The 11,773-nt window shown below is 66.6% G+C and carries 9 protein-coding genes; 6 read left to right on the top strand and 3 right to left on the bottom strand.

What is annotated here, in order from left to right:
* Positions 1 to 135: 135 nt before the first annotated feature.
* Complete coding sequence (locus G5A07_RS18660; protein ID WP_010485036.1) at positions 136 to 570, bottom strand: glyoxalase/bleomycin resistance/dioxygenase family protein; 435 nt, start codon at positions 568 to 570, stop codon at positions 136 to 138.
* A 338-nt stretch (positions 571 to 908) separates the two neighbouring features.
* On the opposite strand from G5A07_RS18660, the gene G5A07_RS18655 reads away from it, so the two are divergent.
* On the top strand, positions 909 to 3,704 hold the full coding sequence (locus G5A07_RS18655; RefSeq protein ID WP_191863790.1) for a glycoside hydrolase family 3 C-terminal domain-containing protein: 2,796 nt from the start codon (positions 909 to 911) through the stop codon (positions 3,702 to 3,704).
* Between the two features lie 179 nt (positions 3,705 to 3,883).
* Here the strand turns inward: G5A07_RS18655 and G5A07_RS18650 are convergent, their stop codons facing one another.
* Positions 3,884 to 4,789, bottom strand: a complete 906-nt coding sequence (locus G5A07_RS18650; protein WP_191863789.1) for a LysR family transcriptional regulator — start codon at positions 4,787 to 4,789, stop codon at positions 3,884 to 3,886.
* Between the two features lie 105 nt (positions 4,790 to 4,894).
* On the opposite strand from G5A07_RS18650, the gene G5A07_RS18645 reads away from it, so the two are divergent.
* The 3 genes from G5A07_RS18645 to G5A07_RS18635 all read left to right on the top strand — a co-directional run bounded on the left by G5A07_RS18645 (position 4,895) and on the right by G5A07_RS18635 (position 8,772).
* Positions 4,895 to 6,256 carry an MFS transporter gene (locus G5A07_RS18645; RefSeq protein WP_191863788.1) on the top strand — a complete coding sequence of 454 codons (1,362 nt, stop codon included), beginning with the start codon at positions 4,895 to 4,897 and terminating at the stop codon, positions 6,254 to 6,256.
* Positions 6,253 to 6,639, top strand: a complete 387-nt coding sequence (locus G5A07_RS18640) for a DUF4440 domain-containing protein (RefSeq protein ID WP_191863787.1) — start codon at positions 6,253 to 6,255, stop codon at positions 6,637 to 6,639. The genes G5A07_RS18645 and G5A07_RS18640 overlap by 4 nt, the downstream gene beginning before the upstream one ends.
* Before the next feature lie 222 nt (positions 6,640 to 6,861).
* Entirely contained in the window at positions 6,862 to 8,772 is a 1,911-nt protein-coding gene (locus tag G5A07_RS18635; RefSeq protein ID WP_191863786.1) for a CocE/NonD family hydrolase, read from the top strand.
* A 165-nt stretch (positions 8,773 to 8,937) separates the two neighbouring features.
* On the opposite strand, the gene G5A07_RS18630 is transcribed toward G5A07_RS18635, so the two are convergent.
* Positions 8,938 to 9,891: an AraC family transcriptional regulator gene (locus G5A07_RS18630; protein ID WP_010485049.1), complete on the bottom strand. Its 954-nt coding sequence runs from the start codon at positions 9,889 to 9,891 to the stop codon at positions 8,938 to 8,940.
* 446 nt (positions 9,892 to 10,337) lie between these two features.
* Here G5A07_RS18630 and G5A07_RS18625 point away from each other — a divergent pair, with 446 nt between their 5' ends.
* Together G5A07_RS18625 and G5A07_RS18620 are read left to right on the top strand one after the other, a co-directional pair.
* Entirely contained in the window at positions 10,338 to 11,096 is a 759-nt protein-coding gene (locus tag G5A07_RS18625) for an SDR family NAD(P)-dependent oxidoreductase (RefSeq protein ID WP_100446031.1), read from the top strand.
* Positions 11,097 to 11,226: 130 nt separating this feature from the next.
* Positions 11,227 to 11,679, top strand: coding sequence for an MgtC/SapB family protein (locus G5A07_RS18620; protein ID WP_005410036.1), 453 nt, complete (start codon positions 11,227 to 11,229; stop codon positions 11,677 to 11,679).
* Positions 11,680 to 11,773: the final 94 nt, after the last annotated feature.

Here is an 11,773-nt window from a genome sequence, read left to right as displayed (position 1 = left end):
GCTACATGGACGTACTTGCGCCGTCCCCCGCAACCGGACCCACCCCGCCACCCCACAGGAACCCAGCTTTTGCTTCTGCTGTTGCATTGGCCGTTGCCTCTGCGGGTGCCGGGCGCAGCCCGGCCGCGCGCACTCTCACCGCCCGTGCGGATCCGGCCGGTGATGCACGTACTCGACCACCGTGCCATCGGGATGCACCGCATTGAACGCCGCCCCGGTCGGCACCACCTGCAGCGGGAAGATGATCTCGGCACCGGCCGCGACCAGTTTGTCGTGATAGGGCCGAACGTCATCGACCAGCAGCGTCCCCGTGGTCGAAGTGAATGGCGCCAGCGCCTCATCGCAACCTTCGATCAGCAGGAATGCACCGACCATCGCCAGGCGTAGGCCGGCATCGGGAAACGGGAAGCCCGCATCGGCAACCACACCCTGCAACTGCTCGTAGAACGCCACGCTGCGCTCCAGTTCGCCAGGGGCAACGAATACCCGGATCAGCACGCGTGGGCTGCGCTGGGTGGAGGTATCACAGCGGTCACGCCAGAGATGATCGAAGTCGCGGTGTATGTTCATGGGCGGGGTCCAGGGCCGGTGACACCTCATTATCGGCAGCCCCACGCAGCCTGCTGATGACCGCCGGTGATGGCCTGATAACCGCTGGCCGGGTTGCCTCTGTGACTTAGGTCCTGTTGACAGGTGTGAACGCCCTCGCACAATCTTCACAGGATTGGGTCGCCCTGCGCGGCCCGGACAGGCAGGTTGTCACGCCGGGAGGAGGGTCCCAGGCGCAGACCGGCCCGTCCTTCGGCCTGCGGGAGGTTGCCTGGCAATTCCTGCGCGGCATGAACGCTGCACCCTTCGGCGGCACTTTCCCTGGACCGATTGCCTTGGCAACGGAATTACGCCTGCCGATGAAAACGTTTACAAAGCCGCTTGCACTGTCCCTGGCCCTGTCTGTCGCACTGGCCGCCCCGGCCTGGGCCGACCCCGCCGCGTTCACTGTGCTGACCCTGGAACAGGCCCCGACCGCCGAGACGATGCCGGCCCTGGCCGCCCAGCTGAAGACCCTGCAGGTGGACGCGGTGAGCGTGCGCCAGGTGCAGCGCGGCATCGGCCAGGTCGATCCGCTGCAGGTGCTGGCCGATGGCCTGGGCTACGAGTACCGCTTCATCGCCGCCGGCAGGGACGATGGCCAGACCCAGCGCGGCCAGGCCGTGCTGACCCGGCTGCCGATCGCCGCTGAATCCGGCCCGGACCAGCCGGGCCTGAGCTACCTGCGCCTGGACGATGGCCGCCACACGGTGGCGGTCTATACCGATGCCGGTGCAGGTGCCGCGCAGCTGCCAGCGCTGGTCACCCGTTCGCGGCTGGGTGCACCGGCGGTGCTGCTCGGTGCGGTGGCCGGTGAAACGGCCAAGGCCGCAGGCTTCGATCCGGCGCGTGTCGCCCTGGAAGCCGATGCCAGCTATTTCAGCGATGGTTTCCAGGCCGCCAGCAGTGCGCCGTTCAAGCTGGAAGGCAACACCCTGCGCGCCACCCTGCTGACCCTGGCCTATGCCGCCGACAAACATGGCGACAGGCCGTGGATGGATACCACCCTCAACGCCGATGCGCGCGCTGCGCTGCTGCTGAAGGCGATGACCGAGGACGAGAAGTTCCAGATGCTGCACAGTTACTTCGGGCTGGGCAAGGACGGTGGCCCGCTGCCGGAAGGCGCGGTCGGTTCGGCCGGCTTCGTGCCGGCAGTGCCGCGCCTGGGCATTCCGTCGCAGCAGTCGGCCGATGCCGGCGTCGGCGTGACCAATCCGGGCGGCATCCGCCCCGGTGATTTCGCCACGGCGATGCCATCGGGCCCATCCACCGCATCGAGCTGGAACCGGCAGGTCGCCTTCGCGGGTGGCGCGACCATGGGCCGCGAGGCATGGCAGCAGCGCTTCAACATCCTGCTGTCGGGCAGCGTCAACCTGCAGCGTGATCCGCGCAATGGCCGCAACTTCGAATATGCCGGTGAAGATCCGCTGCTGGCCGGTTCGATGGTCGGCGCGCTGATCCAGGGCGTGCAGAGCCAGCACGTGATCTCCTCGATGAAGCACTTCGCGCTGAACGACATGGAGACCCGCCGCAACTTCCACGACGTGCGCATTGGCGAACAGGCCATGCACGAGTCGGACCTCCTGGCCTTCGAGATCGCGCTGGAAGCCGGCCGCCCGGGCGTGGCGATGTGCTCGTACAACAAGATCAACGGCACCTACGGCTGCGAGAACGGCTACCTGATGAACCAGGTGCTGAAGCAGGAATGGAAGTTCCCCGGTTTCGTGATGTCCGACTGGGGTGGCGTGCACAGCGGTTCGAAGGCGGCGCTGGCCGGCCTGGACCAGCAGTCGGCCGGCGAAGTGTTCGACGCGGCGGTGTTCTTCGATGAGCCGCTGCGCCTGGCCGTGCATGGCGGCGTGGTGCCGCAGGCGCGCCTGAATGACATGGTCGCGCGCATCCTGCGCACGATGTTCCTGCATGGCAACTTCGACAACCCGCCGCAGCACCAGAAGGTCGATGCCGAGGCCGGCTTCGCCGTCGCCCAGCGCACGGTGGAAGAGGGCAGCGTGCTGCTGCGCAATGAAGGCAACCTGCTGCCGCTGGCCGACACGGTGAAGCGCATCGTCATCATCGGTGGCCACGCCGACAAGGGCGTGATCGGTGGCGGTGGTTCGTCGATGGTGGGCGTGACCGCCAAGGGCACCAATGCGGTGCCGGGCGTGCTGCCGACCACCTGGCCGGGCCCGGTGATCTTCCACCCGTCCTCGCCGCTGGAATCGCTGCGCGCAGCGCGTCCGGACGCGACCATCGAGTATGTGGACGGCACCAATGCTGCCGCTGCTGCCAAGGCCGCCGCGCAGGCCGACGTGGCCATCGTGTTCGCCACGCAGTGGGCCGCCGAATCGGTGGACCTGCCGGACATGCAGCTGCCGGACAACCAGGACGCACTGATCTCGGCGGTGGCCAAGGCCAACCCGAAGACCGTGCTGGTGCTGGAAACCAATGGCCCAGTGCGCACGCCGTGGCTGGCGCAGGTGCCGGCGATGCTGCAGGCCTGGTACCCGGGCATCCGCGGTGGCGAAGGCATTGCTGCGCTGCTGACCGGCCAGGTCAATCCGTCCGGCCGCCTGCCGGTGACCTGGGTGGTGGACGAATCGCAGTTGCCGCGCCAGCACATCGATGGCCTCGGCTTCAAGCCGGCCAAGCCGTTCAATGATGTGTTCGATTTCGATATCGAAGGTGCCAACGTCGGTTACAAGTGGATGGCGGCCAAGGGCCTGAAGCCCACCTTCGCGTTCGGTCATGGCCTGTCCTACACCTCGTTCACCTATGAAAACCTGAAGGTGAGCGTGGAGGGTTCGCGTCTGGTCGCCAGCGTCGATATCCGCAACACCGGTAAGCGCGCGGGTGCAGATGTCGCCCAGCTGTATCTGAAGCTGCCGGCCGGCAGCACCACGCCGATCCGCCTGATCGGCTACGACAAGGTCGAGCTGCAGCCGGGCGAACAGCGCCGCATCCGCATCGAAGCCGAGCCGAAGACCCTGGCCCATTACGATGCGCAGGCCCGCCAGTGGAAGATCGACGGTGGCACCTACCAGGTGCAGCTGTCGCGCAATGCCGCCGAGCCGCTGCAGACGGTGGACGTGCAGCTGGTGGAGCAGGTGCTGCGCTGATGCCTTGAAGACACGGCCCCGGAAGGGGCCGTGTCCGTTTGTAGATTGCCGCTGCGCTCGCCGGGCACGGCCCGGCGCTACCGGATATCTACTGTAGCGCCGAGCCCATGCTCGGCTGTTGTAGAACGGAGCCGAGCGTGGGCTCGGCTACAGAACGCCGCGCCCGGCGGACGCCGTCATCACCCGGGCGCGCTGCCAAACCACCCGCGCAGGAAATCAATCAGCTGCCGCACCTTCGGTGAGGGCTGAGTGCTGTGCGGATAGACCGCGTACACGCTCTGCTGCGGGAAGCGGTGCTGGCGAAGCACCGGCCGTAGGCGACCCAGGGCCAGATCGTCCTCGATCAGCCAGCGTGGCAGCACGGTGACGCCGGCACCGGCCACGGCGAAGGTGCGCAGGCTGCTGGCGCCATCTACGCGCACGACCGCATTGCCCGGGTTGGTGGCAAACAGGGCGTCGCTGCCATCCGGTGCCACCACCTGCACATCGGCCAGACGCGGGTAGCCCAGGCGGGGCAGGGAACCCAGCTGCACGGGGTCATCGGCAGCATCGGCAGAGGGCAGGCGTGCCAGCAGGGAGGGAGCCGCCACCGCGCACAGTGGATGGCGTTCCAGTTCGCTGGCATGCAGTCCAGAGTCCGGCAGGCGGCCGAGGCGGATCGCCAGGTCGAAGCGTTCGGGAATCAGGTCGGCCGGTGCCGGTGAGGTCGACAGGTGCAGCTGCAGGGCCGGGTGCCGCGCACGGAACGCCTCCAACGCAGGAATCAAGCGTAGCTGGGCGTACTCCGGCGTGGTGGTCAGGCGCAGTACGCCCTGCAGCTGGTGCTGGTCGCGGCGCGCGGCATCGATCGCCGCCTGGGCGGCGTCCAGCGCCTGCACGCAGTGCTGCAGGAACTGCTCGCCGGCCTCGGTCAGGGCCAGGTGCCGGGTACTGCGCAGCAGCAGGGTCACGCCCAGCTCTTGTTCCAGCCGCTTCAGGTTGAAGCTGACCACCGCGCGGCTCAGGCCGAGCCGGTCGGCGGCGGCGGTCAGGCTGCCGGCCTCGACCACGGCGCGGAAGATATCGAAGCGATCGAGGCTGACCATGGCGGTCCATTGTCAAAACAGATTTGACAGTGTTGCAGCTGTCGTCGTGTTTTTACAACAAGGCCCGTACGGCATGCTGGCCGCTTCTCTGCTGGAGCGCCGCCGATGCCGTCCCCCCGCCTGCGCCATGAGGCGATCTTCCTGCTGGTGTTCGCCCTGGATCTGGTCAACATGTTCATCGCCACGGTGGCCTATCCGGCCTTGGCGGCGGAACTGCACGCTGACGTCAGCACCCTGGCCTGGGTCGGCACGGCCTACATGCTGGGCTTGAGCGTGGTGATTCCGCTGGCGCCCTGGCTGGCTGCGCGCTGCGGCGAGCGTCGCCTGCTGCTGGTGGCGTTGCTGTTGTTCGCGGCTGCCGCTGTGCTGGCCGGCGCTGCACCGGGTATCGGCTGGCTGCTGGGCTGGCGCCTGCTGCAGGGGCTGGCCGGTGGCCTGCTGATTCCAGTGGCGCAGGCGGCGGCCTACCGGCAATGCACGGCGGATCAGCGAGGTGCACTGACCCGGCGCATCCTGCTGGTGGCGTTGCTGGTACCGGCACTGGCGCCCGCGTTGGGCGGGCTGTTGGTGCAGTGGTTGTCCTGGCGCGGCGTGCTCTGGGCCAGCCTGCCCTTGGCGGTGGTGGCGATCGCGCTTGTGCTGGCATGGATGCCGGCCGATGGCGTGCGCAGTGCGCCGCGGCTGCAGGCCTATGCGCTGTCCACCGCGATGCTGGCGCTGGGCGCGCTGCTGCTGGCGCTGACCTGGCTGGGTGAGTCCGGACACCGCGGCGCAGGTGCCGTGTTGTTGCTGGTCGCACTGCTGCTGGCGGTGGCCCACCTGCGGCATGCGCGTCGGCAGGCGCAGCCCCTCCTGCGCTGGTCGTTGCTGTCGCATCGTGGGCTGCGGCTGGCGATGCTGATCTATCTGGCCGTACCCGGTGTATTCATCGGCAGCCAGCTGGTCAGTACCCTGCAGCTCCACCAGGCCGGTTACAGCGCGGCACGCATCGGCGCGCTGATGCTGCCGTGGGCGCTGGCCTCGGCCACTGCGATCACGGCCAGCAAGCGCCTGCTGGCTCGCTTCGGCCCGGCCACGGTACTGCGTACGGGCATGCTGCTGCAGGCCAGCGGCATGCTGTTGATGGCGCTGCTGCCGCAGCCGGCCTTCGCGTTGGCCGCGCTGTTGTTCGCGCTGATGGGGGCGGGCGGCAGCCTGTGCAGCAGCACGGCGCAGACGCTGGCCTTCCATGGCGTGGAGGGTGAAGCGCTGGGCGATGCCAGTGCCCTCTGGAACCTCAACCGTCAGCTCAGCTTCTGCCTCGGTACCGCCGCCATTGCGCTGCTGCTGGCATTGGCCATGCAATGGCTGCCGGCAAACGCCACGCGCGTGGCGCTGGGGCTGGCCGCCCTACTGACTCTGCTGCCGATGGTATTGCTGCGTCGACCGCAATCGATCTCTCATTCCCAACCCGAGACAATGCAATGACGATGACCGCAGAGAACGAGTTTCATGATCTGATCGCCAAGCTGCAGGCCTGGTTCCGTGCGGAAGCAGCCGCCAGTACGCTGGATGCGCTGATGGATCATTTCTGCACCGACTTCAGCATGGTCGGTATTGCCGGGCAGCGCCTGGACCGCGAAGCCCTGGCCGGCATGTTCGCTGGCGGCCATGGTGCCCGCCCGGGCTTGCGTATCGAAATCGATGCCCTGCAGTTCATTGCGGCGCCGGCACCGTTGGCGATGCTGCGCTACCGTGAAGGGCAGGGCGTTGCTGAAGGTGGGATGGCCTGGCGTGAAGCACTGGCCGTGCTGCGGCAGGAAGACGGCCGTTGGCGTTGGCTGGCGTTGCATGAAGTAACGGCAGCCTGATGTTGTAGAGCCGAGCCCAGGCTCGGCTGCTCTTCGGGGAGATTGCGGCGGCCCCAGCCGAGCGTGGGCTCGGCTCTACAACGGCCAGATGGATGCGTGCCCGTCGGGCAGCACATGTGCCATCAGTCCTGCCTGCATCCACCGCAGAATGCAAAGCCCGCACACACTTCACGGCTCGGGGCAGGAGTAGGCTTGAGGCTTTCCTGCCGGGAGGGGTTGTCCATGCGTGTGCGTGCCGTCGCTGTAGCCATTGCCCTTTGCCTGTCCAGCACCGTGCTGGCCGCCGATACCCCGCCGATGACCCCGGACATCAGCGGCAAGCCCTTCGTTGCCCCTGATGTCGGTCGCGACTACGACAAGCGCGTGGTGATGGTGCCGATGCGTGACGGCACCAAGCTGTATACGGTGATCGTGGTGCCCAAGGGCGCCCGCAACGCGCCGATCCTGCTGACCCGCACACCTTACGATGCCGCTGGCCGCGCCAGCCGCAGTGATTCGCCACGCATGCGCGACCTGCTACCGCAGGGCGACGAGGTGTTCGTCGACGGCGGTTACATCCGCGTGTTCCAGGACATCCGCGGCAAGTACGGCTCCGAAGGCGATTACGTGATGACCCGGCCGCTGCGCGGGCCGTTGAACAACACCAAGGTGGACCACTCCACCGATGCCTGGGACACCATCGACTGGCTGGTGAAGAACGTACCGGAGAGCAATGGCAAGGTCGGCATGCTCGGCTCGTCGTACGAGGGCTTCACCGTGGTGATGGCGCTGACCGACCCGCATCCGGCACTGAAGGTGGCTGCGCCGCAGAGCCCGATGGTCGATGGCTGGATGGGCGACGACTGGCTCAACTACGGTGCGTTCCGCCAGGTCAACTTCAACTATTTCGCGATGCAGACCGAGAAGCGCGGCAAGGGCACGCCGCTGCCCAGCCTCGGCTACGACGATTACAGCACCTTCCTGCGCATCGGTTCGGCCGGCGACTACGCGCGCTTCACCGGTGTGGACCAGCTGACCTGGTGGAAGAAGCTGGTCGAGCATCCGGCCTATGACGGGTTCTGGCAGGGCCAGGCGCTGGATGCGGTGATGGCGAAAACACCGCTGAAGGTGCCGACCATGTGGCTGCAGGGCCTGTGGGACCAGGAGGACATGTGGGGTGCCAACCATGCCTACCAGGCAATGGAAGGGCGCGACAGCGGCAACAACCGCAATTACCTGGTGATGGGGCCGTGGCGGCACAGCCAGGTGAACTACAGCGGCAGCGAACTGGGCGCGCTGAAGTTCGATGGCGATACCGCGCTGCAGTTCCGCCGTGATGTACTCAAGCCGTTCTTCGACCAGTACCTGGTGGACGGTGCGCCGAAGACGGACACGCCGCCGGTGCTGATCTACAACACCGGTGAGAACCACTGGGATCGCCTGAAGGGTTGGCCGCGCAGCTGCGACAAGGGCTGTGCCGCCAGCAGCAAGCCGCTGTTCCTGCGCGCCGGCGGCAAGCTGGCGTTCCAGGCGCCGGCGGCGGGCGAGGGCGACTTCGAGGAGTATGTGTCCGATCCGGCCAAGCCGGTGCCGTTCGTGCCGCGCCCGGTACGTTTCGGTGACCGCGACATGTGGACCACCTGGCTGGTCAAGGACCAGCGCTTCGTCGATGGTCGCCCGGACGTGCTGACCTTCATCACCGAACCGCTGGCCGCGCCGCTGCGCATCGGCGGCGCACCGGTGGTGCATCTGCAGGCCTCGACCAGTGGCACCGACAGCGACTGGGTGGTGAAGTTGATCGATGTGTATCCGGACCAGGAAGCGTCCACGCCGGAGATGGGGGGCTATGAGTTGCCGGTGTCGCTGGCGATCTTCCGTGGCCGCTACCGCGAGAGCTTCAGTGATCCGAAGCCGCTGGCGGCCAACGAAGTGCTGCCGTACCGCTTCGATCTGCCCAACGCCAACCACACCTTCCAGAAGGGGCACCGGGTGATGGTGCAGGTGCAGTCCAGCCTGTTCCCGCTGTACGACCGCAACCCGCAGACCTACGTGCCGAACATCTACCTGGCCAAGCCGGGCGATTACCAGAAGGCCACGCAGCGGGTCTGGCACAGCGCGGCACAGGCGAGCTACATCGATCTGCCGGTGTATTGAAGCGGCCAGGGTGACGCCGGGCATGGCCCGGCGCTACCCGGGGATGTGCGGTGTCGGTAGCGCCGGGCCATGCCCGGCGGCGTTGGTAGTGCCGGCCGCTGGCCGGCCTCCGCGATGGCACGGGAGCGTGTCGACTAAGGTCGGCACCTATCAGGGCACCAGCCTTCAGCCCACCTTCGAGGGGCCCGTGCGCCAGCGGCTGGGTACCAGGCCGAAACGTTTGCGGAATGCAGCGGCGAAGTTGCTGGGGTGGCGGTAACCACTGGCGGCGGCGGCCTGCTCAACCGTCCATCCGTCTTCGCGCAGCCCCTGTTCGGCGTGGCGCATGCGCTGCTCGTGCAGGTAGTCGAATACCGAGCAGCCGTACTGCTGGGCGAAATGACGGCGCAGCGAGCTCGGGCTCATGCAGGCCAACTGGGCCAGTTCGATCAGACTGTGGGCATGGCTGGGATCGTCGTGCAGGTAGGCGCGCACACGCTCCAGCCGCTCGCGCTGGCCCGCGCGCAGCGTTCGTACATGGTCGGTCTGCAGATCCTCGGCCTTCAGGCCAACGGCCAGCAGCTGCAGTGCGACGCCTTCCCGCCACAAGGCGTCGATGCCGTCCTCCCATGGGCTGTCGAACAGCTGGCCCAGCACTGGCAGCAGGGTATGCGGAATGGCCCAGTGGCGGCATTCCAGGTGGGTGTTGAGCGCGGTTTCCAGCTGCGGCAGATGGAACAGGTCCGGGTCGATCTGGCCGGGCACCATCACGCTGACGCCGCGCATGCGCGTTTCGCCGGGATGCGCACCCGTCATCTCGACCTGTTCGCGGTGGTGCGCGGTCATTGCCGTGCCAGCGCGCAGGGTGAAACCAGCGCGTCGCGGAATGCGCACATCGACCTGGCCCTGCAGCATCACGCGGATGGCCAGGCCGGGACTCTGATGGGCGGTCGCCACATAAGGAAAGCGATTATGGACGTCGGAGGCGATCAGGCTCATGCCGCCGCGCAGGAACTGCTCGTTGACCTCGCCATGGCCGGCCCACTGGTCGTCGCGCAGGTGTTCCGGGTCGGCGCGGTAATCGAAGCCATGGCGGTGGCCGAAGCGGCGGTAATCAGCAAAAGTGAAATATCGGGACATCGCTCGGCACGTGCTTTGGAGGTGGACGCTGGCATTACCTCGCCCACGCACTCTGCAACACAGATGCAGATCCGGTCGTTACCCGTGAGACATGCTGGGAAGCAGTGGCATGGGCACTCTGGAGGGTGGGGGGAACACCAGGTTGAATTGAATGTGTCGGAGAAAATGGAAACGTTTCCCATTGTCGCCTCGATTCGCGCGCTTTTGATTTAAATATGGTCAAAACGATTGACGATTACGGCCAAATTGAAAATGCCGCCGAACATACGCCAGCGTTTTGCATGCATATCCGTACGCAATTCCATACATCAACTTGAGTTGAGGTTTCATGGCTGGAACGATCCGCCATGGACGCGATGTCAGCCAGGCCATCACGGGCGCACGCGTAGGGTGGGGCGGTTGGCTGTTGCAGGCCACTTCGATACCCCCACTGATGGAGAACGCAGATGATTGACTACCAGCTCACCGGCAAGACCGCGATCGTGACCGGCGGCGTGTCCGGTATCGGCCTGGCCGTGGCGCAGACCCTGGCGGCGTCCGGCGCGCGGATCTCGGTCTGGGATCTGAAGCAGGATGCGGTCGATGCCACCGTGGCGCAGTTGCGGGATGCGGGTGCACAGGCCATCGGCATCGCGCTGGACGTCATCGACGACGCTGCGGTGGAGTCGGCAGTACAGCGCACGATCAAGGAACTCGACGGCCTGCATGTGGCGGTCAACAACGCCGGTATCGGCGGGCCGGCTGCCAGCAGCGGTGACTATCCGATCGATGGCTGGCAGCGGGTTATCGACGTCAACCTCACCAGCGTGTTCCTGTGCCAGCGTGCGCAGATCCAGGCGATGCGAGCTGCTGGAACCGGCGGCAGCATCATCAACATGGCCTCGATCCTGGGCCAGGTGGGCTATGCCGGTTCCACTGCGTACGTGGCGGCCAAGCACGGCGTGGTTGGGCTGACCCAGACCGCCGCCTGGGAGCATGCGGCCGACGGCATCCGTGTCAACGCGGTCGGCCCGGGCTTCATCAGCACACCGCTGCTGGAGAAGATGGACCCGAAGGTGCGCGCCACGCTGGAAGGCCGCCATGCATTGAAGCGGCTGGGCACGGCCGAGGAAGTTGCGGCGCTGGTGGCCTGGCTGGCCAGCGACGATGCCTCGTTCGCGACCGGCGCGTACTACGCCATCGATGGTGGCTATCTGGCGCAATAATGCGGTAATCGCAGGCGACGGTGATGCCGGGCAGGGCCCGGCGCTGCCGGGTGAACGGGCTGTGGTGCGGCCTTCACCGTTGTGCCACGGCTGCCGCGCGACGCTCCGGGAAAATCCCGGAGCCTCTCCCATGGAACTCACCCAGGATGTCTCGATCCTGCTGCGCGTGGCCGCAGCCATGTTGTTCGGCGGCGTGCTCGGCGTCGAGCGCGAGATGGGCAAGCACGCGGCGGGCCTGCGCACGCACATGCTGATCGCCGGTGCCGCCGCACTGATTGTCGGCCTCGGCGACTCGGTGGCTGAGCATTTCCAGCAGGAGCGCTATCGCGACCTGCTGCAGGTCGACCCGGTCCGTCTGATCGAAGCGGTGGTGGCCTGTGTTGGCTTCGTTGCCGCTGGCACCATCCTGCGCGGCTCACGCGAAGACCAGGTCAGCGGATTGACTACCGCAAGCTCACTGATCATGGCGGCGGCCATTGGCATCGCCGTGGGCATCGGTAAATACGTGATTGCGATCGGCGTCAGCGTGCTGTGCGTGCTGGTGCTGGCGGTGATGCGGCGGTTGGAGAAACGGATCTCGTAAGGAATCTCGAGTTGCCGGCCAGCGGCCGGCATTACCATGGCGGCCTTAATGGTCGGACCAATATGACATCTAGCGCTATGGTCTAATAGGCTCT

Source organism: Stenotrophomonas sp. AS012628 (genome assembly GCF_010608305.1).
Lineage (GTDB): Bacteria > Pseudomonadota > Gammaproteobacteria > Xanthomonadales > Xanthomonadaceae > Stenotrophomonas > Stenotrophomonas geniculata.
This window is presented reverse-complemented; position numbering and strand designations above follow the sequence as displayed.